At 70.4% G+C, this 22,603-nt stretch carries 19 protein-coding genes; 6 read left to right on the forward strand and 13 right to left on the reverse strand.

What is annotated here, in order from left to right; all coding sequences use genetic code 11:
• Window positions 1-135 precede the first annotated feature (135 nt).
• Both AB0I94_RS06645 and AB0I94_RS06650 read left to right on the forward strand, forming a co-directional pair.
• Entirely contained in the window at window positions 136-1,896 is a 1,761-nt protein-coding gene (locus AB0I94_RS06645) for an ABC transporter ATP-binding protein (protein WP_363308706.1), read from the forward strand.
• On the forward strand, window positions 1,893-3,623 hold the full coding sequence (locus AB0I94_RS06650) for an ABC transporter ATP-binding protein (RefSeq protein ID WP_363308339.1): 1,731 nt from the start codon (window positions 1,893-1,895) through the stop codon (window positions 3,621-3,623). Before AB0I94_RS06645 ends, AB0I94_RS06650 begins: the two co-directional genes overlap by 4 nt.
• On the opposite strand, the gene AB0I94_RS06655 is transcribed toward AB0I94_RS06650, so the two are convergent.
• The 13 genes from AB0I94_RS06655 to AB0I94_RS06715 form a co-directional block, all read right to left on the reverse strand.
• Window positions 3,584-4,696, reverse strand: a complete 1,113-nt coding sequence (locus tag AB0I94_RS06655; protein ID WP_363308340.1) for a pectinesterase family protein — start codon at window positions 4,694-4,696, stop codon at window positions 3,584-3,586. The two genes, AB0I94_RS06650 and AB0I94_RS06655, sit on opposite strands and share 40 nt — an antisense overlap.
• Before the next feature lie 53 nt (window positions 4,697-4,749).
• Window positions 4,750-6,027: a polysaccharide lyase family 1 protein gene (locus AB0I94_RS06660; protein WP_363308341.1), complete on the reverse strand. Its 1,278-nt coding sequence runs from the start codon at window positions 6,025-6,027 to the stop codon at window positions 4,750-4,752.
• A 17-nt stretch (window positions 6,028-6,044) separates the two neighbouring features.
• Complete coding sequence (locus AB0I94_RS06665) at window positions 6,045-6,857, reverse strand: rhamnogalacturonan acetylesterase (protein ID WP_363308342.1); 813 nt, start codon at window positions 6,855-6,857, stop codon at window positions 6,045-6,047.
• Window positions 6,854-8,215 (reverse strand): sugar ABC transporter substrate-binding protein, encoded by a 1,362-nt coding sequence (locus AB0I94_RS06670; protein ID WP_363308343.1) that lies wholly within the window; start codon window positions 8,213-8,215, stop codon window positions 6,854-6,856. Before AB0I94_RS06670 ends, AB0I94_RS06665 begins: the two co-directional genes overlap by 4 nt.
• A 64-nt stretch (window positions 8,216-8,279) precedes the next feature.
• Complete coding sequence (locus tag AB0I94_RS06675) at window positions 8,280-9,821, reverse strand: family 43 glycosylhydrolase (RefSeq protein WP_363308344.1); 1,542 nt, start codon at window positions 9,819-9,821, stop codon at window positions 8,280-8,282.
• Entirely contained in the window at window positions 9,818-10,672 is an 855-nt protein-coding gene (locus AB0I94_RS06680; RefSeq protein WP_363308345.1) for a PmoA family protein, read from the reverse strand. The genes AB0I94_RS06675 and AB0I94_RS06680 overlap by 4 nt, the downstream gene beginning before the upstream one ends.
• A gap of 7 nt (window positions 10,673-10,679) precedes the next feature.
• Complete coding sequence (locus AB0I94_RS06685) at window positions 10,680-11,909, reverse strand: Gfo/Idh/MocA family oxidoreductase (protein ID WP_363308346.1); 1,230 nt, start codon at window positions 11,907-11,909, stop codon at window positions 10,680-10,682.
• Window positions 11,906-13,243 carry a pectate lyase gene (locus AB0I94_RS06690; RefSeq protein WP_363308347.1) on the reverse strand — a complete coding sequence of 446 codons (1,338 nt, stop codon included), beginning with the start codon at window positions 13,241-13,243 and terminating at the stop codon, window positions 11,906-11,908. Before AB0I94_RS06690 ends, AB0I94_RS06685 begins: the two co-directional genes overlap by 4 nt.
• Window positions 13,240-14,115 (reverse strand): carbohydrate ABC transporter permease, encoded by an 876-nt coding sequence (locus AB0I94_RS06695; RefSeq protein WP_363308707.1) that lies wholly within the window; start codon window positions 14,113-14,115, stop codon window positions 13,240-13,242. Before AB0I94_RS06695 ends, AB0I94_RS06690 begins: the two co-directional genes overlap by 4 nt.
• Window positions 14,116-14,147: 32 nt before the next feature.
• Window positions 14,148-15,104, reverse strand: coding sequence for a sugar ABC transporter permease (locus tag AB0I94_RS06700; RefSeq protein ID WP_363308348.1), 957 nt, complete (start codon window positions 15,102-15,104; stop codon window positions 14,148-14,150).
• Window positions 15,105-15,203: 99 nt separating this feature from the next.
• Window positions 15,204-16,919 (reverse strand): L-arabinonate dehydratase, encoded by a 1,716-nt coding sequence (araD, locus tag AB0I94_RS06705; protein ID WP_363308349.1) that lies wholly within the window; start codon window positions 16,917-16,919, stop codon window positions 15,204-15,206.
• Window positions 16,916-17,842 (reverse strand): dihydrodipicolinate synthase family protein, encoded by a 927-nt coding sequence (locus AB0I94_RS06710; protein ID WP_363308350.1) that lies wholly within the window; start codon window positions 17,840-17,842, stop codon window positions 16,916-16,918. Before AB0I94_RS06710 ends, araD begins: the two co-directional genes overlap by 4 nt.
• Complete coding sequence (locus AB0I94_RS06715; protein WP_363308351.1) at window positions 17,839-18,483, reverse strand: GntR family transcriptional regulator; 645 nt, start codon at window positions 18,481-18,483, stop codon at window positions 17,839-17,841. The genes AB0I94_RS06710 and AB0I94_RS06715 overlap by 4 nt, the downstream gene beginning before the upstream one ends.
• Before the next feature lie 311 nt (window positions 18,484-18,794).
• On the opposite strand from AB0I94_RS06715, the gene AB0I94_RS06720 reads away from it, so the two are divergent.
• The 4 genes from AB0I94_RS06720 to AB0I94_RS06735 all read left to right on the forward strand — a co-directional run bounded on the left by AB0I94_RS06720 (window position 18,795) and on the right by AB0I94_RS06735 (window position 22,570).
• Window positions 18,795-20,096 (forward strand): extracellular solute-binding protein, encoded by a 1,302-nt coding sequence (locus AB0I94_RS06720; RefSeq protein WP_363308352.1) that lies wholly within the window; start codon window positions 18,795-18,797, stop codon window positions 20,094-20,096.
• Complete coding sequence (locus AB0I94_RS06725; protein WP_363308353.1) at window positions 20,072-21,097, forward strand: sugar ABC transporter permease; 1,026 nt, start codon at window positions 20,072-20,074, stop codon at window positions 21,095-21,097. Before AB0I94_RS06720 ends, AB0I94_RS06725 begins: the two co-directional genes overlap by 25 nt.
• Before the next feature lie 68 nt (window positions 21,098-21,165).
• Window positions 21,166-21,981, forward strand: a complete 816-nt coding sequence (locus tag AB0I94_RS06730) for a carbohydrate ABC transporter permease (protein WP_363308708.1) — start codon at window positions 21,166-21,168, stop codon at window positions 21,979-21,981.
• Between the two features lie 7 nt (window positions 21,982-21,988).
• Window positions 21,989-22,570, forward strand: coding sequence for a hypothetical protein (locus AB0I94_RS06735; RefSeq protein WP_363308354.1), 582 nt, complete (start codon window positions 21,989-21,991; stop codon window positions 22,568-22,570).
• The last annotated feature ends 33 nt before the right edge of the window (window positions 22,571-22,603 follow it).

Below are 22,603 nucleotides of genomic sequence, written 5' to 3' on the forward strand. Positions count from 1 at the left end.
GCTACTTTCGGAACGCGTTCGGAAAGTCGGGGAGCAGTGCCGAGAAACGGGGGCCGTGATGACGAACAGAGCGAGAAGAACGGGGAGTTACCAGGGCTCCGCTCCGCCGGCAGAGGCGGGGGAACGATGAGCGGCATGACCGGGCTGCTGCGCCCGCACGCCCGAAGTTTCGCCGCCGTGGTGATTTTGCAGGTCATCGGCGCCGTCGCGGGCCTTGCGCCACTGTTGGCGGTCGTCGAGCTGGGCCGGACCCTGCTGGGGCCGGCCCTCATCGACCACGGCCATGTCTGGAGCGTCGTCGGCGCGGGCGCGGCCGGCTTGTTCGTCCGGTTGCTGTTCACGGCCGCGTCGTCCGGGATCGGCCATATCGTGGACGGCCAGGTGCAATTGTCGTTCCGGCGGCAACTGGCCGCGCACCTCGGCCGCGTGCCGATCGGCTGGTTCTCCCGGCGCCGTACCGGCGAACTGGCCAAGGTGGTGGGGGAGGACGTCGGCGCCGTCCACCCGTTCATCGCCCACACTCCCGGCGAGCTCGTCTCCGCGTTCGTGGTGCCGTTGGTGTCGCTGATCTACCTGTTCACCGTCGACTGGCGGCTGACCCTGATCACCCTGATACCCGTGGTGCTCGCGGTGGCGCTGGTTCCGCTGATGATGACGCCGACCCGGCTGCGCGAACAGGAGGATTTCGACGCGGCCATGGGGCGGATCTCCAGCTCTGTCGTCGAGTTCGTGCAGGGCATCGCGGTGGTCAAGGCGTTCGGAGGGGCCGGACGCGCCCACCGCAAGTTCCTCGACGCCACCGACGACTTCGTGGGGACGTTCAACCGCTGGGTGCACGGCATCTCCCGGATCGCCGCGGCCATGCAGCTGGTGCTCTCACCGCCGTTCGTCCTGCTCGTCGTGGTGACCGGCGGCGCTGTCCGCATCACCGGGGGCGGCCTGGCCCCCGCCGACCTGCTGCCCTTCCTGCTGCTCGGCCTCGGCCTGACCGCCCCGGTGGCGGCGCTCGGCCACGGCTTCGACGAGACGCAGGCCGCCCGGCGCGCGGTCGGCCGCATCCGGGACGTGCTGGACGTACGGCCACTGCCGGAGCCCGCACGCCCCGTCGCCCCACAGGGGCACCGGGTGGAACTGCGCGACCTCCGCTTCGGGTACGAGGCCGGTCACGAGGTGTTGCGCGGGATCGACCTGGTCCTCGAGCCGGGGACGGTCACCGCGCTCGTCGGGCCGTCGGGAAGCGGAAAGTCCACGCTGGTGCGGCTGTTGCCGCGGTTCTTCGACCCCACGCACGGGTCGGTCGCCATCGGCGGCGTCGATCTGCGCGAACTCGGCAGCCAGGAGCTCTACCGCCTTGTCTCCTTCGTCTTCCAGGACGTCTCCCTGCTGCGTACCTCGGTCGCGGACAACATCGCGCTCGCCGTGCCGCACGCCGACCGCGAGGACGTGGTCCGCGCCGCCCGTCTCGCCGACATCCACGACCGGATCCTCGAAATGCCTCGCGGATACGAGTCGGTGATCGGGGAGGACGCCGGGCTCTCGGGCGGCGAGACACAGCGGATCTCGCTCGCCCGCGCCCTCCTCGCCGACACGCCCGTCCTGGTGCTCGACGAGGCGACCGCCTTCGCCGACCCGCAGACCGAACTGGCGGTGCGCGAAGCCCTGGCGACCCTGAAGGGCGAGCGGACCATCCTGGTCATCGCCCACCGCCCGGAGACCATCACGGACGCCGACACCGTGGTGATGCTGGACAACGGGGCGGTCGTCGAGCGCGGGAGCCCCGCCGAACTGCTCGCACGCGGCGGCCGCTTCGCCGCGTTCCGGCCATCCCACCGACCGAACCCCGCCGATGAGGCCGAAGCCCGCAGTGGCGTGGCGCAAGGAGACGAGCCCCGATGATCCGCCTGCTCCTGCGCGTCCTGGGACGCGAGTACGCCCGGCCCGTGCGACGCACCGTGGCCCTGATGACCGCGACCGCGATGGCCGAGGGCCTGTCCTACGTGCTGCTCGTGCCGGTGTTGCGCGCCCTCTTCGGCAGTGCTCCCGAGGACGCCTGGCCCTGGCTGACCGCGTTCGGCGCCGCGATCGCGCTCTACGCGGTCCTGCGCTACCTCAGCGACCTGTCAGGTTTCCAGGTCGGGACCACGATGTTGCGCGGCATGTACCACCGGCTCGGCGATCACCTCGCCCGACTGCCCATCGGCTGGTACGAAGCGGGCCGCCTCGGGGAGGTGTCCGTCCTGGCGGGCCGCGGGGTCCTGCAGGCGATGAGCGTGATCGCGCATCTGCTCGCACCGTTCATCTCCGCGAGCGTGACGCCGCTGACGATCGTCGCCGTGATGCTGGCCTTCAACTGGCAGATGGGTCTTGCCGCGCTGGCCGCCGTACCGATCGTGGCCGCGATCCAGCTCTGGACGGCACGGTCGACGGCGGCAGGCGACGCGGAGCGGGCCGTGCGCGACGAGGAGTCCACCGCGCGGGTCATCGAGTACCTCCAGGCCCAGCCGGTGCTGCGGACCGGTGGCCGCACGGCCGAACGCTTCCGGCTGCTCGACGACTCGCTCCGGGACGTCGAGCGGGCCTCGCGCCGCTCCACGCTGTCGGCGTTGCCCGGCGCGGTGGCCCTGACGCTCACGGTGCAGGCGATGTTCACCGGGCTGCTCGTCCTGGGCGCCTACCTCGCGCTCGACGGCGACACCGGTGTAGTGCAGATCCTCACGCTCCTGGTGCTCGCGGCGCGCTGCGCCGATCCGCTCCTGTCCCTGTCGGACATCGGAGGCAGGCTCCGCGGCGCGCGCTCCGTGCTGGCGAAACTCGACGCGGTCCTGCGCACCGAGCCACTGCCGGAGCCCGCCGAACCGGTCCAACCGACCCGCCATGACCTGGAGTTCGCTTCCGTCACCTTCCGCCGAGGGGAACGCACGGTCTTCGACGACGTGTCGCTGTCCGTGCCGCAGGGAAGACGGATCGCCGTCGTCGGACCCTCGGGCGCGGGCAAGAGCACCCTGCTGCAACTGCTCGCCCGGTTCCACGACGTGGACGCGGGCGCGGTCCGCGTGGGAGGCGTGGACGTACGCTCCATCGACACGGAGGTGCTCATGGCGCGGATCGCCGTCGTCTTTCAGGACGTGTACCTCTTCGACGGCACCATCGAGGAGAACATCCGCGTCGGCCGGCCCGACGCCGACGAGGCCGAGGTCCGTGCGGCGGCCACCGCCGCACACCTGGACGAGGTGATCGAGCGGCTGCCCGGCGGGTGGGCCGCCCATGTCGGTGAGGGCGGCGCAAGACTGTCGGGCGGCGAACGCCAGCGCGTCTCGATCGCACGGGCGCTCTTGAAGGACGCGCCCATCGTGCTGCTCGACGAGGTGACCTCCGCACTCGACCCGGCGAACGAGGCCGCCGTCCACGAGGGCATCGAGCGTCTGATGGCGAACCGGACGGTCGTGATGGTCGCCCACCGCATGCGGACCGTCCGGCGCGCCGATCACGTCGTGTTCCTGGACGGCGGCCGGATCGTGGAGCAGGGCACTCACGATGAACTGCTGAGCCGAGGCGGCTGTTACGCCGACTTCTGGAACATCGCTCAGCGGCCCCCGCGGGTCGGCGTCCAGTCCCTCAGGTAGGCGGAACGCGTCGCGAACCTGGCCTGGGCGCGGGCGAGTTGGGGGCGGTTCTCCGGGACTGCGACGTCCGCGCCCGGGCCCGTGTTGCGGTACTCGGCGAACCGCTGGGCCTGCCAGGGATGGGCGTCGCGCATGTTCGCGTACGGGGCCACCGCGTCGATGCCGGGCCCCAGGTGGGTGTCGCGCACCGTCAGCATGGGGCGGGCCGTCGTGTCGGAGCTGGGGACCCACGGGCGGGCCAGCTTGAAGTACGCGTCCGGGGCGCCGCTCGTCACCCGGCTGCGGGTGACCAGATATCCGCGCGGGTTGGCGACGGCGGTGGACGGCGCGAAGACGAAGCCGTACGGCGCCGCGGCCAGGTCGCTGCGGGTGAGGGTGTGGAAGCGGCAGTGCTCGAAGACGGCGGTGGCCCGGCCGAAGACGAAGTCGACGTCGCCCTCCACGTAACAGCCGCGGAAGTACTGACGGGCGAAGGCGCTCAGATCCACCGTGTCGGCGTAGAGGGTGTCCTGGTGGCCCAGGAACCGGCAGCGGAAGAACGCCGAGCGATCGCCCGTCACCTTGAGGGCGACGGCCTGCGTCCCGGTGTAGTCCGGGTGGTCGGCGCGCAGCCAATCGTTGGCGAACGTGAGGGCGTGAGCGGTGAAATCCGCCGCGCGCACGGTCGTGGTGGCCGAGCCGCTGGTGCCGTAGGTGCCGGACCCGTCGGGCTTCGGGGTGCCCGCCGCGTTGTCGTACACGATGACCGTGTCGCGCGGGTCGCCGCTCGCGCCGATGAGCGTGAGCCCGGTGCTCGTCTCGGGCACGCTCACCGTCTCGCGGTACGTGCCCGGGGCGAGGACCAGCGTCCACCCGGGGCCAAAAGCGGCGTTCACCGCGGCCTGCACGGTGGTGTGGTCGCCACCGCCCGCCGGATCGACATACAGCGTCCGGCGGGTGGGACGGCGCTCGGCGGCATGGGCGAACGGCGTCCGGCCGAGGGCGAGAGCGGCCCCGGCACCCGCCCCTGCGGTGAGCAACGCACGTCTGCTGACGGGGAGTTGGCGGGCAACGGGGGAGTGGTGCGGGGGCATGGCTGCTCCTTCGCCGTGCGGATCGGAAAGGAAGGTGATCGGGGGAGGGCGGCTCAGTGGCGCTTGCCCGCGCCCGCGTGCCGCGCGAGCAGGCCCGGCAGTCTGCGCGGGTCGTCCACCCGCGTCCGGAGGTCCGGCGTCCAGCCCGCACCCGACTGGAGGGTCTCCTGCGGCATCTCCGCGTTGTGCACGGCGATGAGATCGACGCGCTTGCCGTTGACGTAGTTGGCGTCAGCGGTGACCGGTGCCTCCTTCCACTTCTTGAGGATCTTCGCGGCGCTGACGCCGCGCGGGAGCGTGAACGCGTTCTTCTGGGCGACCAGCCGGGATTCCTGACCGATGCCGAACGAGTACTGATAGCCGCCCGCGGGGACCACGTAGTGGTTGTTGTAGACGTCGACCTGCCCGAAGCGGACGCGCGGCGCACGCTCGACGATGTCCCTGAAGACGTTGTGGTGCAGGGTGACCCGCAGCTTGCCGCGGTCGGTGGCGCCCGCACTGTCGCTGTTGCCGATCATCAGGGTCTTGTCGTGGTCGGCGAAGACGTTCCAGGAGGCGGTGACCAGGTCCGCGCCGCGTACGATGTCCAGCTCGCCGTCGTGCTGCTGGTAGATCTCGCCGTAGTAGGAAGGCAGGGAACTGTCGGGGTGCTCGCCGTCGGTGAACGTGTTGTGGTCCACCCACACGTGCGTCGAGCCGTGCACGACCATGCTGTCGTACTCGGAGTTCCAGGCCCCCCTGTCCCCATCGGTGGGGTCCCACTGCGGGAAGCAGTCCAGCGGGCTCTCCAGGGTGAGGTCGCGGACGACGACGTTGTCCACGCCCTGGATCTGCAGGCTGCCGCCGACGATCCCGGCGTTCCGGCCGATGCCCACGATGGTCGTGTCGGCGGGGACGTACGCCTTGATCGCCGCGGCCTGCCGTGTCGCCGACGCCGCCCGCAGGTCCTCCTGCACGCCGCTCACGGGCGTGTCACGTCCCCATACGGCGGGGTCGTAGTCGGCGAGATAGCGGTCGAAGTCGTAGCCGTCGGCCTCGAACGCGGCGCAGCCCGCGGCCGTCGCGTTCAGCGTGCCCTTGACCTTGATGAACCGGGGAGCGCCAGCGTCCTCCGCCAGCGCGGCCCGCAGCTCCTCCCAGGTGGTGACCGTGTAGGTGTGGGCGGCATCGGCCCCGGCGCCGCCGGTGGTCCCGCCGTCGGCGGACGCCCACCCGTCGCGGGGCGGCAGCACGTCGCGTGCGCCGCCCGCCGCCGAGGCCGGGGCGGCCGTGACCGCCATCACCAGGGCGGTGCACCCCGCCAGTGTGGCGAGGGATCTGCGTACAGCCATGCTCGTCGTCCTCATCGTCATGGTCCTTCCGGCCAGGTGATCCAGGATGGGGGTATCGCGCCGTCGAGCCGTCGCACGTCCCGCGGCGCGAGCACCCCGCGGCGCAGCAGCTCGGCCGCCACCAGACGTGCCACTTCGATCGCGCCCGGCGGATTGAAGTGCGTGTTGTCCTGCTCGGTGGCGGTCCAGTTGAAGTACGCCTTGGTCGCCTCGACGCCGAGCTTGTGCCACAGGTCGATGGAGAGCGCCTGGACGTCGAGCAGCGGCACGCCCTCGGCCTCGGCGAGCGCGCGCATCGCCGCCGGATACTCGCCGTGGGTGGGCAGCGCGACGCCGTCCGCGTCGAACTTCCTGCGCTCCACGGCGGTCACGAGCACCGGTCGCGCGCCACGGGACCTCGCCCCGTCGACGTACTGCTTCAAGTAGTCCTGGTACGTCGACCAGGGCTCGGTGTAGCGCGTCGGGTCGGCGCTCTTCTCGTCGTTGTGCGCGAACTGGACCAGGAGGCGGTCGCCGGGTCTGAGCGCCTGAAGGATCACGGCGAGGCGGCCCTCGTCGACGAAGCTCTTCGAACTCCGGCCGTTCATCGCGTGGTTGGCGACCTTCAGGCGTGCGCGCAGGAAGAAGGGAAGAGCCATGCCCCAGCCGGTCTCGGGCGCCGCGTCCGTGTACTTCTGTGCGGCGGTGGAATCTCCGGCGATGTAGAGCGTGGGCGTGGTGCCTGCCGGGCGGGCGAACGCCGCCGGCGCAGCGGCCGCCGCGAGCGGAAGGCTCGCGAGGGCCGCGACCGCACGGCGTCGGCCGACGCCGTGCGCGGGGCGCGCTGTCACTTGTTCTGTTCGTTCCACTCGGCCTGAGCCTTGTTGAGCTGCTCGGCGAGGGTGTCGAGGAAGTCCTTCGCGGACATCTTGCCGAGCAGGACCTTCTGGTAGTTCGGCTCGTTGTCGGCCTTGCTGATGGTGTTCCAGTCGGGCAGGTAGTAGGGCAGCTGCACGACCTTCAGGGATCCGTCGTTGAGAGCGGCGGCGGCCAGCTTGGTGGGCTCGGCCGCGTTCACCCAGGCGTCCTTGGAGGCCGCGATGTTGGCGGGGATGGCGCCCGCCGACTTGTTCCACTTGCTGTTGGACTCGTGCGACGCGGCGAACTCGATGAACTTCCAGGCCGCCGCCTTCTTCTTGCTGGACTTGAACAGGCCGAGCCCGTCGACCGGGTTGGAGACCTGGACGCGGACGCCCGCGTCCGTCGTCGGGTTGGGCAGACCGCGGAACTTGCCCTCACCGAGCGCCTTCACGTGGTCGGTGTAGGAGCCGAGGTTGTGGCTGAGCATGCCGATCTGGCCCGTGTCCCACTGGGCGTTCATCTTCTTGAAGTCGTTGTTGACGTCGGCGGCGGGCGTGTTGTTCTTGTAGAGCGCGACGTACTTCTTCAGCGCCGCCACGTTCTTGGGGTCGTTGACCGTGGTCTTCTCGCCGTCCCAGAACGATCCGATGCCGGACTGGCCGTACGCCGCGTCGAGCGCCTGCGCGATGGAACCCTCGCCGCCGCGAATGGTGTACCCGAACTTGTTCGCGTCCTTGTCGGTGAGCTTCTCGGCCGCCTCGTAGAACTTGCCCCAGGTGGTGGGGGCGTCGAGCCCGGCGGCCTTGAACAGGTCGGTGCGGTAGTACAGCACGCCGTTGCTCGCGGACGTCGGCACCGTGAAGAGCCGGTTGCCGCCGCCCGCCGCCCGGACGCTGTCGATCATGCCCGGGTTCAGCTTGCCCTCCAGGGAGCTCTCGCTCAGCCGGTTGTCCAGCGGCTCCAGGGCGTCCTGCGCCGAGATCCCGGCGAGCATCGCGGCACCGACGCCGCCGACGTCGGGCAGGCCGCCGCCCTGGATGGCCGTGTCGTACTTGGACTGGACGCTCTCGGCGGGAATCGGCACGTACTTGACGTTGATGTCCGGGTTCTTCGCCTCGAAGTCCTTGATGATCTCCTTCCAGACGTCGGTGCGGACACCGCCGTTGTTGTCCCAGAAGGTGATCTCGCCCTTGCCGGAGCCCTCGTCGCCCTTGTCCCCGCCGGCCCCGCTGCCGTCGTCGCCGCAGGCGGTGGCGGTCAGGGCGAGCGCGGCGGTGAAGGCGACCGCGGCCACCGCGCGACGGGTTCTGTTTCCGTTTCCGCTGTTTCGGCGGATGGTGAGGTTCATGTCGGCTCTCTTCGTCGGATTACGGGTGGTGCGAGGTGATGTGGGGTTCAGGGGAGGTCCGGATTCAGTGGGTGGTGATCCGGAAGTGCGTGAACAGGGCCGTCCCGGCTCCGTTCGGCCCCGCGGGAGCCGTGGCGAACAGGCCGAGGAGTGCGCCCACCCATCGCCATGGCGTCGCGGCGAAGACCTGGCCCGAGGGGCGGAAGCCGTCGCCGGTGTCGGCCGAGAAGCGGCAGCGGGCGCCCGCCGCGATGTCGATCCGAAGCCGTGCGGTGCCGTCGGGGGCGGGACGCGGGTACTCGGCGTCACGCTCGCGTTCCGCGACCGACTCCGCGAACCGGTGGACGAGGCGGACCGTGCCGTCATCGCCGCGTTCGAGGCCGATCCAGTTGAAGGCGTCGCCGAGTACGGCGAGCCCGGCCCTGGCCTCGGCCGCGGTGCTGTCGAGCCGAAGCCCGACGTCGACCGCACACGGCGCGAGCGGCAGCCGCTGGGTCAGGACGTGCGGCAGGCGGCGCAGGTCGTGGGCTTCCGTGGACCGGACGCAGGTCAGCCGCAGACCGTCCGAGCCGTGCGACGTCGCCCACCCTTCCCGGGGGTTGGCGGACCACTGCCACTGGCGGCCGTGGCGCCCGCCGGGGAAGTCGTCGTCGGTGGCGGGCGCGGACAGGGGCTGCGCGGGCAGGTCGGGCTTCTTGTGTACGGCGACGGGGGCGCCGTCGTCCCCGATCACCGGCCAGCCGTCCGCGCCCCAGCGCAGCGGCTGGAGGTGGACGACCCTGCCGTACGCGCCGCGCTGCTGGAAGTGCAGGAACCAGTCGTCGCCGGACGGGGTGCGCACCCAGCCGCCCTGGTGGGGGCCGTTGACGCCGGTGTCACCCTGCTCCAGGACGATCCGCTCCTCGTAGGGGCCGTGGAAGGCGCGTGAACGGAAGGCGCCCTGCCAGCCGGTCTCCACTCCGCCGGCGGGGGCGAGGATCCAGAACCAGCCGTCGTGGCGGTACACCTTGGGCCCCTCCAGCGTGAACCAGCCGGGGAGCCGGTCGGCGTCGACCAACACCCGGCCCTCGTCGAGCAGTTCACGGCCGTCCGGGCTCATGCGATGACCGGTGAGCCGGTTCTTGACGCCGGAGCGCGACTTGGCCCAGGCGTGCACCAGATACGCCTCGCCGCGCTCCTCGTCCCACAGCGGGCAGGCGTCGATGAGCCCCTTGCCCGCCTTGACGAGGTGCGGCGTACTCCAAGGCCCTCGGATGTCGCGGGAGTTGACCTGAAAGATGCCGTGGTCCGGGTCGCCCCAGAAGATCCAGAACCGCCCCTCGTGGTGCCTGATCGACGGCGCCCACACCCCGCAGTCGTGCCGTGGCGAGGCGAACGACTCCGCGGGCTCGAGACGCTCGAGGGCGTGCCCGACCAGGGTCCAGTTCACCAGGTCGCGGGAGTGCAGGAGCGGCAGCCCCGGGGCGCGCCCGAAGCTGGACGCGGTGAGGTAGAAGTCGTCGCCGACCCGGACGACGTCGGGGTCGGACCAGTCGGCGGCGAGGACGGGATTGCGGTAGGTCCCGTCACCGAGGTCACCTGTGCGGCCGGGGAGAGGCGCGCTCACGCGGTCACCGCCTTGCGGACGAGTCCAGCGGCCTCGCCACGGCTCGGACGGCCGTCGGAGACGACGGTGATGACCCGGCGTACGACGGTCTCGCCGGGGCCGATCGGCAGGCGCCGCGTGTGCGCCAGCGAGGAGCCGATGCCCGGATATTCCGCGGTGCGCACGAACCACGGGTCGCGCCGCGTCTCGGGCGTCGCCCCGGCGAAGACGAGCGTCCAGCCCTGGCCGGAGAGGGCCACCCAGTCGGCCGTGGCGCCGTGGACGGCGGCCTCGCCGTCGGTGTCCGCGGTGAACACCTCGGGGGGCCGTGTCTCCTTGGGGGCGCGCCAGAAGAAGCCTCCGTAGGCGGCGCCGGGGCGGCCGTTGGTGGCGGGGCTGCCGATCGAGATCTCCCTGGCGGCCGGGTTGGTGAGGGAGAACGTGAAGTCGAGGGCCCAGGCCGACGTGGTGAGGGGCGTGACGGCGACGGTGCGCCGCTCGCGCAGCAGCTCGCACTCCCCGTCGAGCCAGCCGATCTCCTCGACGAACCCGTCGGGGTCGCGCAGCTTGAACTCCAGGTGGCGCTGCTCACCGTGGTTGTCGAGCTCGGTCGGGCCCTGGTCGCGTACGTAGGTGCGCCCGCCCCAGAAGTTGCGGCCCGCCGCGTCGGGCACGGCGACGCCCACGCCGAGGTGGTGCGGGTGGTCGGCCGGCCCGTACTCGGTGACGGTCAGACCGCCGAAGGTGCGGACGGGGTGGAGATAGGGGCGGGGCGCCAGCCGCGGTTCGGCCGAGGGATGGATGACGTAGCGGCCGACGGGGCGGCCCGAGCAGCGCAGCATGAGCGCGGTGTCGGTCGCGGTTCTGTTCATGGCGTACTCACCTCGGTGGGGTCTCGGCGGTAGGGGAGTGAGCGGTGGAGAGGGCGGGGCCCGGCGTGCCGGGCAGCGCCCAGAACGCGCCGAGCTCCGCGTAGCCGCACAGCGTGTCGGCGCTCGCCGTGACGAGCCCGTCGATGCCGTGCACGACCCGGCGCCGCACGCCTTCGCGCTCGCCGGGCACGCCGCGCCAGGCCTCGGCCGGCAGGGGGAGCGGATCGGGCGCCGTGCGGACCGCCTCGACCACCTTCATGAAGGCGCCTGTCGACGCCGGCGGAACCAGCAGTTCGGCGTCGCCCGCGAGATGGCCGACGAGGTTTTCGAGGAGGTCCGTCCGCCCGTGAAGGACCTCCTCGGGCCCGTGCCCGGCGCGCTGCACGAGCACCCGGTCCTGCTTGTACCAGAACGTGATGCGGCCCCGGGTGCCGTGGACGATGACGTACGGCTCGTCGGGACGCTCGGCGCAGAGGGTCGCGGCGACACCGACGCGGCCGCCGCGCGCGGTGGTGATCCCGACGAACGAGGTGTCGTCCGACTCGATGGCGTTGGCGCGGAACAGCTCCGTGTCCACCCGGGTGATGTCCTCGGCCCGCGTGGACCCGTCCACCGCCAGGGCGGTGGCGACGGCGTGGGCGAGGGGGTTGGTCAGGACCCCGTCCACGACGTCCACGCCGTCGAGGCGGCGCCGTCCCGCCCAGGGCGCGCGCCGGTAGTACGCCTCGTCACGGGCCCAGGCGCCCGCCGCGCCGACGCCCGTCGGCTCCCCGACCGCGCCTTCGGCGACCAGGGCGCGGATGGCGGGCACGGCGTGCGAGCCGAGCGACTGGAACCCGACCTGGCAGGCCACGCCACCGGCGGCCACCGCGTCGGTGATCCGCCGGAACGCGGCGTACGAAGGGGCGGGCGGCTTCTCCAGGAGCAGGTGCACGCCTCGCGCGGCGGCGGCCACGGCCAGGTCGGCGTGGGTGGGGATGGGCGTGCAGATGACGGCGACGGCCGCTCCGGTGGCGTCGAGGAGTCCTGCGAAGTCCGCCGACTGCGCGGGTTCGCCGAGCCCGTCGAGTTCGGCGCCGGTCAGCGGTGCGAGCTCACAGATCCCCACGAGACGTACGCGCCCCGCCTGTTGGAGGCGCCGGATGTTCTCCAGGTGCCATCTGCCGTGGCCGCGCGCACCGGCGAGGACCAGCGGCAGCGGGCCGCGGGTCGCTGTCCGCGCCGTGCCGGGGCTCATCGGATTCTCCCGGCGCCGGCGCCGCGCCTGACGTCGTGGTCGGCCCGCTCGGCGCTGTCCACGCGGCCGTGCGAGGTGGGCACCCAGCCGACGTCGGCGGTCAGGTCGCGCTCGCTGCCGGAGTTGTACGCGTTGTTGATCGCGAGCAGGTCGACGGGATAGCCGTTGAACAGCGAGCCCTTCGCGTGCAGCGCGCTGCCGTTCCAGCTCTTGACCAGGTCGGCGGCCTCGACGTGGCCCGGAGTGGTGAAGGCGTTGTTCTCGGCGTAGACGGCGGACTCGGTGGAGACACCGATCGAGTAGCGGTAGTCGTGAACGTCGTCGGGCACGACGTAGCGGTTGTTGTAGAGGTGGACCTGCCCGAAGCGGACCCGGGGGGCGCGCTGCACGACGGACTCGAACTCGTTGTGGTGCAGGGTGACGCGCAGCTTGCCCCGGTCGCCGGTGGCCGTGTCACCGTTGCCGATGAGCATCGCCTTGTCGTGGTCGGCGAACCGGCTCCAGGAGACGGTGATCAGGTCGGAGGCGTTGGTGATGTCGAGGAGACCGTCGTGGCGCAGGTAGTTGCGCCCAAAATGGGTGGGCTCCTTCACGTCGGGACGGTCGCCGTCGGAGGCCGTGACGTGGTCGATCCACACATGGGTGGCGCCGCGCAGCCAGAGGTTGTCGTACGCCGTCTTCCAGTCGCCGAGACCGCCGGTGTTGGGCTGCCAGAGCGGAAAACAGTCGTAGGCGTCGCGCAGTTCGAGGTTGCGGATGATGACGTTGTCCGCGTTCTCGACCTGGAGGCTGCCGCCCTCCAGTACGGCGCTGCGGCCCAGACCGACGATCGTGGTGTTCGGGCCGACCTTCAGTTCGACGCGTTCGGCCTGGCGGGCGGCCGACGCCTTGCGGGCCTCCTCCTGGGGTCCCGCGGGCTTGGCGGCGCCCCAGGTGCGCGGGTCGTAGGCGGCGAGGTACCGGTCGACGCGGTAGCCGTCGGTGGCGTAGTCGGCGCAGTCCAGGCGGCGGCCGTCGTCAGCGGTGTTGGCGTCGATGCTCCCGGCGATCTTGATGATCTTCGGGGTCGCGCTGCCGCCGTCCAGGGCGCGGACGAGCCCGGCCCGGTCGGTCACGGTGAAGACGTGGTCGTCGTCCGCGGCCGCGCCCCCGGTGGTGCCGCCTGCGGTGGCCGCCCAGCCGTCGCCGGCGGCCAGGGTGTCGCGGCTGATGTCGCGGGCCGGTTCGGTGCGCGCCTGCGCGGAGGGTACGGCGAGACCGGCCAGCAAGGTGAGGGCGGCGACCAGCTGAAGGGTGCGGCGGCTGCGCCGCGCGGGCGATGGCAGTCGGCTCATCCCTTCACCGCCCCCGCGCTGAACCCCGTGACCAGCCACTTCTGGATGAAGGCGAAGATGATGACGACGGGCAGGGCCGCGATGACGCCTCCCGCGGCGAGCGCGCCGAGATCGACGCTGTCGGCGCCCATCAGGGTGGCGAGGCCGACCGGGATCGTCTGCTTGTCCTGGTTGGAGAGGAACATCAGGGCGAACAGGAAGTGGTTCCAGCTGTGCACGAAGGCGAAGGAGCCGACCGCGATCAGACCGGGCCGCAGCAGCGGCAGCACGACGGCGCAGAAGGCGCGGAAGCGCCCGCAGCCGTCGACCCAGGCGGCCTCCTCAAGTGAGTACGGCACGTTCTTGATGAACCCGCTGATCAGGATCATCGACAGCGGCAGCTGGAAGACGGTCTCGGCGATGATGACGCTGCCGAGCGAGTTGATCATCTGGAGGTTGGCGAAGATCTGGAAGAGCGGCACCAGCATCAGTGCGCCCGGGATGAACTGCGAGCAGAGCAGCGCCAGCATGAAGCCGTGCTTGATCTTGAAGTCGAAGCGGGCGAGGGCGTACCCGCCGGCGAGGGCGACGAGCGTCGTCATCAGCATCGACAGGGCGCCCACGATCAGGCTGTTCTGGAAGAAGAGCCCGAAGCTGCGCTCCGTCCACACCTTGTCGAAGTGTTCGAACGTCAGCGGCCACGGCAGCAGCGAGGTCGAGCCCGCGGGCCGGACCGCGAAGAGCAGCATCCAGTAGAAGGGGATGAGCGTGAAGAGGAGGTAGATGCCGAGCGGCAGGTAGATCTGCCAGCGGGGTGCCTCGTCCCAGGCGCGCCGCTTGGGCGCGCGCGGTCGGCGGTCGGTGGCCTTGGCGGACGCGATGGTCTCCACCATGTCGGTGTCCCTGTCGGCTTGCTGAGTGGTGCTCACTTCTCCTGCCTCCCGAACTTGCTGATCCGCAGATAGACCATCGAGCAGAAGAGGAGGATCACGAACGCGATGGAGGTCAGCGCGGAGGCGTAGCCGAAGTCGTGCGAGTCGACGGCGATGGACGCGATGCGCAGCGGCAGGGTCGTCGTCTCGCCCGCGGGTCCGCCGCCGGTGAGGGTGTAGAGCAGGTCGACGTTGTTGAACTCCCAGACCGCGCGAAGGAGCGTAGAGAGGATGATCGCGTCCTTCAGGTGCGGCAGCGTGATGTGGAAGAACTGCCGGAAGCGGCTAGCGCCGTCCACCTCGGCCGCCTCGTACAGATCCTTCGAGACGGACTGCAGGTCGGCGAGGATGAGGATCGCGAAGAAGGGCACGCCGCGCCAGAGTTCGGCGATGACGACGGCGGGGAAGACGGTGCTGGTGTCCGAGAGCCAGGACGTTCCGTACGAACCGATGCCCATGTCGGCGAGGTAACGGCTGATGCCCGTCTGGGAGTTGAAGATCAGCAGCCAGATGGTCGAGGTGAGCACTCCGGAGACGGCCCACGGTGAGAAGACCAGGGCGCGGGCCATCGCCCGTCCGATGAAGGTCTGGTTGACGAGCAGCGCGAGCGCGAGGCCGAGGAGCAGCTGCAGGACGACCTCGACGGCCACCCACTGGAGGCTGAAGCCGAGCGTCTGCCAGAACTGCGGGTCGTCGGTGAACGCGGTGACGAAGTTGTCGAAGCCCGCGAAGCCGTTCCGCCAGGGCTTGGTGGGGTTGTAGTGCTGGAGGCTGTAGTAGAAGACGCTGATGACCGGGTAGGCGATGAAGCCCAGCATCAGAAGGCCGGCCGGTGCGATCAGCAGATACGGGAGCCGGCGGGGGGTCGCCCCCGTGCGGCGCCGGTGCACACCCGTCGCGCGGCGGCGGGGCGGCGGCTGCGGTGGCGCTTTCGCCACAGCTGAGGCCATGTCTGCTTCTCCGTTCTCAGGGTCTGCTTCACAGTCCGCGAGATGAAGCGCTTCGCAGACGTCGTTCGAAATCACGTACAAAGGTGGAGCGGCGGGAGCTCAGCCCACGTAAGGGTCGGGGACCTCGCCGTCGCGGGCCAGGAAGGCGAAGTCGCAGCCGGTGTCGGCCTGGGTGATCTGCTCGTCGTAGAGCGCGCCGTAACCGCGTCCGAAGCGGGTGGGCGGCGGCGTCCACGCGGCCCTGCGCCGCGCCAACTCCTCCTCGTCGACGTCGAGATGGAGGGAGCGCTGCTCCACGTCCAGGGTGATCAGATCCCCCGTACGGACCAGGGCGAGCGGCCCGCCCACATGCGACTCGGGCGCGATGTGCAGCACGCACGTGCCGTACGACGTACCGCTCATCCGCGCGTCGGAGATGCGCACCATGTCGCGCACCCCCTGCTTGAGCAGGTGGTCGGGGATCGGCAGCATGCCGTACTCGGGCATCCCGGGGCCGCCCCGCGGGCCCGAGCCGCGCAGCACGAGGACGTGGTCGGCGGTGATGCCGAGCTCCGGGTCGTTGATGGTGCGCTGCATCTGCCGGTAGTCGTCGAAGACGACCGCGGGGCCGGTGTGGCGCAACAGCTGCGGCTCGGCGGCGATGTGCTTGATGACGGCGCCGTCCGGGCAGAGGTTGCCGCGCAGGACCGCCACTCCGCCCTCGTCGGCCAGGGGCTTCGTGCGGGGCCGGATGACCTCGGGGTTGTGCACGGTGGCGCCCGCGAGCTGCTCGCGCAGGCTGTCGTGGGCGACAGTGGGCCGGTCCAGGTGGAGCACGTCGGTCAACTGGGCCAGGAAGGCCGGGAGTCCGCCCGCGAAGTGGAAGTCCTCCATGAGGTACTGCCCGCCGGGGCGCAGGTTGGCGAGCACCGGCACGGTCCGCGCGATCCGGTCGAAGTCGTCAAGCGTGAGCCGTACGCCGCTGCGTCCGGCCATCGCGATCAGGTGGATCACGGCGTTGGTGGAGCCGCCGAGCGCGAGGACGGTGGCGACCGCGTCCTCGTACGCCTCCGCGGTGAGCAGCTTCGACAGCTTCAGGTCCTGGCGGACGAGTTCGACGATCCGCAGCCCGGACGCGGCCGCCATCCGGTCGTGCCCGGAGTCCACCGCGGGGATGGAGGAGGCACCGGGCATCGTCACGCCCAGGGCCTCGGCCGCGGCGGTCAGCGTGGAGGCGGTGCCCATGGTCATGCAGTGGCCGGGAGAGCGGGCCAACCCGTTCTCCAGCTCGGCCAGTTCACAGTCACCGATGAGGCCGGCGCGCTTGTCGTCCCAGTACTTCCACATGTCGGTGCCCGAGCCGAGGACCTCGTTGCGCCAGTGTCCCGGAAGCATGGGTCCGGCCGGTACGAACACGGTCGGCAGGTCGGCGCTGGCGGCGCCCATGAGCAGGGCGGGCGTCGTCTTGTCGCAGCCGCCCAGCAGTACGGCGCCGTCCACCGGATACGACCTGAGCAGCTCCTCGGTCTCCATGGCGAGGAGGTTGCGGTAGAGCATCGGGGTCGGCTTCTGGAACGTCTCCGAGAGCGTGGAGACGGGGAACTCCAGGGGGAAACCGCCCGCCTGCCACACCCCGCGCTTGACCGCCTGGGCGCGATCGCGCAGGTGGACGTGGCAGGGGTTGATGTCGGACCAGGTGTTGAGGACCGCGATGACGGGCTTGCCCAGGTGCTCCTCGGGCAGATACCCGAGCTGCCGGGTGCGTGCCCGGTGGCTGAAGGACCGCAGGCCGTCCGTGCCGTACCACTGGTGGCTGCGCAGTTCGTCGGGGTTCATATCGCCCACGCCTTCACCAGCGCCGCTACCTCGTCGCGCCGCTCGTCGGGCAGCACCCGGCTCGGCGGGCGTACCTCGCGACGGCACAGTCCGAGCGCGGCCAGGGCTTCCTTGACGACGGTGACGTTGTCCGCGGACTGGTCGGCGGCGCGCAGTTCCTCGAAGCGGCGGATCCGCTCCCAGACGTCCATGGCCGCGGGATAGTCACCCGACCGCAGGGCTTGGAGCATGCTCAGCGACACCTCGGGGGCCACGTTGACCAGGCCCGAGGTGAAGCCGGTGGCGCCGACGGCCCAGTAGGCGGGCGCGTACAGCTCGGCCAGTCCCGCCACCCACACGAAACGGTCGAGCCCCGCGTCCCGGGCGAACGCGGCGAAGGCGGCGGCGTCCGGCGTCGCGTACTTGGCGCCGATCACATTGGGGCACAACTCGCCCAGGTCCGCGAGGCGTTGCCCGGTGAGGCGCGCGTTGCGGATGTACGGAACGACACCGAGTTCCGGCACGGCGTCGGCGACGGCACGGTGGTAGTCGACCCAGCCGTCCTGGGACACGTACGGATGCACCGGCTGGTGGATCATCACCATGTGGGCGCCGACGTCCCGCGCGTGGCGGGCCGCGGCGACCGCGGTCGGCAGGTCATGGCCGACGCCCACGAGGACGATGGAGCCGCTGCGTCCAGCCTCCTCCATGGTCAACTCGGTGACCAGACGCCGCTCGTCGGGGCTCAGCGCGTAGAACTCGCCGGTATTGCCGTTCGGGGTCAGCGTGCGCACGCCCCCGTCGGTGAGCCGCCTGACCAGGAGACGGTAGGTGTCCCGCGCCACGGAGCCGTCCTCGGCGAACGGCGTCACCGGGATCGCGACCACATCGGCGAGCGCGGAACGCAGCTCGCCGAAACGGGAGTCGAGGTTCGGGCCGGTCATGAAAGCTCCCCCTCCGGGAACGCCCGCCGCACGAACGAGGCGATGTGGTCGTGGAGTCCGCGTGCCGCCGCGTCGGCTTCCCCCGCGAGCGCGAGCCGCAGGATCTCCCGGTGCTCGGCCGCCTCCCGCTCCCAGGAGGGCAGCGTCGCCCAGGCGACGGCGGAGACCAGGGCCGCCTGGTCGCGCACCTCGTCGAGCATCCGGGACAGCAGCGGGTTGCCGCACGGGACGTAGAGAGCGCGGTGGAACTCCCGGTTGGCCAGCGAGCGTTCGGCCGCGTCCACCGCCGAGTCCGCCCGCTCCAGGGCGTCGCGCGCCTCCTCCAGGAGGGCGCCGCTGCGGACGGTGCGCCGCAGGGCCTCCGGTTCGAGCAGCAGGCGTACGTCGTAGACCTCCTGCGCCATGGCCGCGTCCACCGTGCGCACGGTGGCGCCCTTGTACTGGCTCATGACGACGAGACCGGTCCCGGCGAGTGTCTTCAACGCTTCCCGTACGGGCGTCTTGGAGACCGCGAACTGAGCGGCGAGCTCGGTCTCGACGAGGGGCTGGCCGGGCGCCAACTGCCCGGTGAGGATGCGGTGCTTGACCGCCTCGAGCACGTACTGCGTGCGCGAGGGGATGGGGTGGGGCGCAAAGTTCATCGATGCTCTCAGTCGTCGTGCGGCCGCCGTGCGGTCATCGCTCACAGCCGTCGTGCAGTCATCGCGTATCGCGTCTCATATATGACGTACGAAGTACGACGCGATGAAGCTAGGGCGCCGATCCGTCCGCGTCAACGTTTCGCGCAGGAAAACTCGTTCGAAATATCGGAGTTGGACGCCGCGGGTGCGAAGCGCTTCGACCGTTACCGTCCGAACCGTTGACGCACACCCTCCAGCTCCCTACCTTGTCCCGGCAAGCGCTTTCCTAAAACGATTCAATCGCCGACTGACGTACTGACGGAGGACGAACTGTGCCGACAAATAGGGATGTTGACAGGCGTGGCCTGTTGAAGCTGGCCGGCGGCTCGTTGGCGGCACTCGGACTGACCGCGGCGGGCTGCGGCGGCGGAAGCGGGTCGGGGAACGGGACCGTCACCATCCGGTACGCGTGGTGGGGCTCCGACGACCGCGCCAAGCGGATCAACCGGACCATCGAGCTCTTCGAGAAGAAGTACCCGAAGATCAAGGTGGAGACGGACTTCCAGCCCTACCTCGACTTCTGGAAGAAGTTCAACACCCAAGCTTCCGGCGGCAATCCGCCCGACGTCTTCCAGAACGCGATCGGCTTCCTGCGCAAGTACGACAAGCGCAACGTGCTGCTCGATCTGAACGCGCAGGCCAAGGCGGGGAACCTGCGCATGGACGGATTCCGGGCGGGCCTCGAGAAGTTCGGCGAGGTCGACGGCAAGCTGCTCGGCGTCCCGGTGGGCAGCAACTCCATGGCCCTGGTGATCGACAAGCCGGTCTTCGAGAAGGCCGGTGTCAAGCCGAAGATGGGCTGGACCTGGGACGACTTCCACACCGCGATGGAGAAGATCCGTAAGCAGGGCAGGGCCGGCGACAGCGGACTCTACGGCGTCATGTACCTCTACGACCCCTACCTGCGCCAGCAGGGCAAGGCCTTCTTCACCGAGGACGGCCTCGGCTTCACCGAGGCCGACCTCAAGGAGTGGTGGACCAAGGGGTACGACGGCGTGAAGTCGGGGATCTACGCCGACCCGAAGAAGGTCGCCCAGATCAAGCCCAAGTCGGCCGTCTCCGCCGAGATCGCCGCGTCCGAGTTCACCTGGGACAACTTCACCGTCCGCTACAGCGCCGAGGGCAAGAGCGAGTACGGCCTCGCGCCGCTCCCGACCACCGACGGCAAGAAGACGGGCCAGTACCTCGGCTCGCTGATGCTCAGTGGCTCCAAGCGCACGCAACACCCCAAGGAAGTAGCCCAGTTCATCGACTTCATGGTGCACGACCCCGAGGTCGCCAAGATCATGGGGTACGACCGCGGTGTGCCCACCACGACCGCGCAGTACGAGGCGTACAGGCCGGCCGAGGAGAAGGACAAGGTGATCGCCTCGGTCAACAAGGAGATCGCCGCGTACGAGGAGCAGCTGGTCGACTCCGGTGTCCTCGGGGCCATCACGCCGCACCCGGCGGGCGCGGACGTGTGCGAGGCCGCGTTCCTGCGCATCGCCGAGGAACTGGCTCTGGGGGAGCGGTCGGTGGACGAAGCGGTGAAGCAGTTCTTCACCGAGTGCAAGACCGCGCTCGGTTCCTGATGGGCGGCACGATGGCGTCACCGCGGACACCCGTGGCCCCGCGCGCGCCCGAGAAGCCGGGGCCGCCGCGCGGCCAACGCCTCCCCGAGGGCCTCAAGCGGCGACGGCGGGGCGAGAACATCGCCGGGTTCCTCTTCATGTCACCGTGGCTCGCGGGCTTCCTGCTGCTTACGGCCGGGCCCATGGTCGCCTCGCTGTATTTCGCGTTCACCGACTACAACCTCTTCGACGCCCCCAAGTGGATCGGCCTCGACAACTTCACCGAGATGTTCGGCGACCCGCGCTGGCGCAAATCGGTGGAGGTGACGCTCTGGTACGTCGTCGTCGGCACCCCGCTCAAGCTGGCCGCGGCCCTCGGCGTGGCGCTGCTGCTCAACCAGAAGCGGCGCGGCCAGGCCTTCTACCGGGCCGCGTTCTACGCGCCGTCCCTGATCGGGGCCAGCGTCTCGATCGCCGTCGTCTGGAAGGCGATCTTCTCCGACGACGCCATCGTCGACCGTACGCAGCGGGCGATCTTCGGCATGGACGTCGGCGGCTGGACCGGTGACCCGCAGTGGATCATCTACAGCCTGGTGGCGCTCACCGTCTGGCAGTTCGGCGCACCGATGGTCATCTTCCTGGCCGGTCTGAAGCAGGTGCCGCGCGAACTGTACGAGGCGGCGGAGGTGGACGGCGCGGGCACCTTGCGGCGGTTCTGGAACATCACGCTGCCGATGATCTCCCCGGTCCTCTTCTTCAACGTCCTCCTGGAGACCATCCACTCCTTCCAGATCTTCGCCTCGGCCTACATCGTCGGCGGCGGGGCGGGCGGCAACGCCTGTGGCCCGGCGGACGGTTCGCTCGTCTACACCTGCTATCTCTACGTCCAGGGCTTCGAGAACAGCCGGATGGGCCTCGCGTCGGCCATGGCCTGGATGCTGCTGCTCGCGGTGGCGCTGGTGACGGCGGTCCTCTTCTGGTCCCAGAAGCGCTGGGTGCACTACGAGGAGGCATCCCGTTGAGCAGCGCAGTACGCGGTCTTCACACCGATCCGTCCGCCCGCCGTCGTCGCGGGACCGGGGCCGGGTCGCTGGCCTGGCACCTCGGGTCCCTGGCGGTCCTCGCCGTCGTCCTGTACCCGGTGATCTGGGCCATCGGCGGCTCGTTCAAGCCGAACGACGAGATCGTCGGAAGCCTCGACCTGTTCCCGACCGACCCCATCGTCGCGAACTACGCCGGTCTGGCGGACGGCATCGCCGACATCTCCATCGCCACCTTCTTCTCCAACTCCCTCTACCTGGCCCTCGGTTCGGTGGTCGGGGTGCTGATCTCCTGCTCCCTGGCGGGTTACGCCTTCGCGCGGATCAGGTTCGCGGGCCGCAATCTGCTGTTCGCGCTGATGATCGGCACCCTGCTGCTTCCCTACCACGTGCTCCTGATCCCGCAGTACGTGCTGTTCCAGAAGATGGGCCTGATCAACACCTATACGCCGCTGCTGCTCGGCAAGTACCTGGCGGTCGACGCCTTCTTCGTCTTCCTCATGGTGCAGTTCATGCGGAACCTGCCGAAGGAACTGGACGAGGCGGCGCGGCTTGATGGCTGCGGGCACCTGCGGATCTACTGGTCGATCGTGCTGCCGCTGTGCAGGCCCGCGCTCATCACCAGCGCGATCTTCACCTTCATCAACTCCTGGAACGACTTCATGGGTCCGCTGATCTATCTCAACGACCCCTCGAAGTACACCGTCTCGCTCGGCCTGAAGATGTTCGTCGACCAGGAGGGCGTGGCCAACTACGGCGGCATGATCGCCATGTCCATGGTGGCACTGCTGCCCGTCCTGGCGTTCTTCCTGGCCTTCCAGCGGTACCTGATCGACGGTATGGCCACGTCGGGTCTGAAGGGCTGAGTTGACCATGAGTGGCCACGCGCGCACGAAGTCCGTCTTCCTGGACCGCTTCGGCGCCTTCGCGGAATGCCTGCTGACCGGCGTGTGGATCGCGCTGGCCGCCCTGCCCCTGGTCACGCTGCCCGCCGCCTTCGCGGCGGGGTCCCGGCACCTGAACCGGCATCTGGCCCACGAGACCTCCGGGTGGCGGGAGTTCACCGCCGATCTGCGCGCGGCGGCCCGGCGCGGCTGGCTGGTGGGGCTCGCCGGCTGGGCGGCGCTCGCCCTGCTCCTCGCCGACATCGCGTTCGTACGGGCGGGTCTGCCCGGCGGCGCGTTCGTCGGGGCGGTCGGGGTCACCGCCCTGTTCGTCCTGGTCGTCGCCGGGCTGAGGGCTGCTGCGACCTGGGGCCCCGGGGCGTCGTGGCGCGCGCTCCTGGCCGGGGCGGTGCGCCGCACGCTGCGCGATCCCGCCGGCTCACTGGTGATCGTCTGCGGTTTCGCCGTGGTCGTGGCGTCCGCCTGGTTCGCCCTGCCGCTGGCGGCTCCCGCGCTCGGGATGGTCGCGGCGGCCGCGCTGGCGGTCGAACGGCGCGGTGCGGCGGGCTGACGCCCGCGCGCCAAGAGGGCGGCCCGGAGACGA

Origin of the sequence: Streptomyces sp. NPDC050147 (assembly GCF_040660195.1) — a bacterium.
Lineage (GTDB): Bacteria > Actinomycetota > Actinomycetes > Streptomycetales > Streptomycetaceae > Streptomyces.

Bases quoted from the DNA above. Each gene is read 5' to 3' on its own strand.
- AB0I94_RS06645 (WP_363308706.1), top strand. From the start codon at position 136: ATGACCGGGCTGCTGCGCCCGCACGCCCGAAGTTTCGCCGCCGTGGTG.
- AB0I94_RS06650 (WP_363308339.1), top strand. From the start codon at position 1,893: ATGATCCGCCTGCTCCTGCGCGTCCTGGGACGCGAGTACGCCCGGCCC.
- AB0I94_RS06655 (WP_363308340.1), bottom strand. From the start codon at position 4,696: ATGCCCCCGCACCACTCCCCCGTTGCCCGCCAACTCCCCGTCAGCAGA.
- AB0I94_RS06660 (WP_363308341.1), bottom strand. From the start codon at position 6,027: ATGGCTGTACGCAGATCCCTCGCCACACTGGCGGGGTGCACCGCCCTG.
- AB0I94_RS06670 (WP_363308343.1), bottom strand. From the start codon at position 8,215: ATGAACCTCACCATCCGCCGAAACAGCGGAAACGGAAACAGAACCCGT.
- AB0I94_RS06680 (WP_363308345.1), bottom strand. From the start codon at position 10,672: ATGAACAGAACCGCGACCGACACCGCGCTCATGCTGCGCTGCTCGGGC.
- AB0I94_RS06685 (WP_363308346.1), bottom strand. From the start codon at position 11,909: ATGAGCCCCGGCACGGCGCGGACAGCGACCCGCGGCCCGCTGCCGCTG.
- AB0I94_RS06690 (WP_363308347.1), bottom strand. From the start codon at position 13,243: ATGAGCCGACTGCCATCGCCCGCGCGGCGCAGCCGCCGCACCCTTCAG.
- AB0I94_RS06695 (WP_363308707.1), bottom strand. From the start codon at position 14,115: ATGGTGGAGACCATCGCGTCCGCCAAGGCCACCGACCGCCGACCGCGC.
- AB0I94_RS06700 (WP_363308348.1), bottom strand. From the start codon at position 15,104: ATGGCCTCAGCTGTGGCGAAAGCGCCACCGCAGCCGCCGCCCCGCCGC.
- araD (WP_363308349.1), bottom strand. From the start codon at position 16,919: ATGAACCCCGACGAACTGCGCAGCCACCAGTGGTACGGCACGGACGGC.
- AB0I94_RS06710 (WP_363308350.1), bottom strand. From the start codon at position 17,842: ATGACCGGCCCGAACCTCGACTCCCGTTTCGGCGAGCTGCGTTCCGCG.
- AB0I94_RS06715 (WP_363308351.1), bottom strand. From the start codon at position 18,483: ATGAACTTTGCGCCCCACCCCATCCCCTCGCGCACGCAGTACGTGCTC.
- AB0I94_RS06735 (WP_363308354.1), top strand. From the start codon at position 21,989: ATGAGTGGCCACGCGCGCACGAAGTCCGTCTTCCTGGACCGCTTCGGC.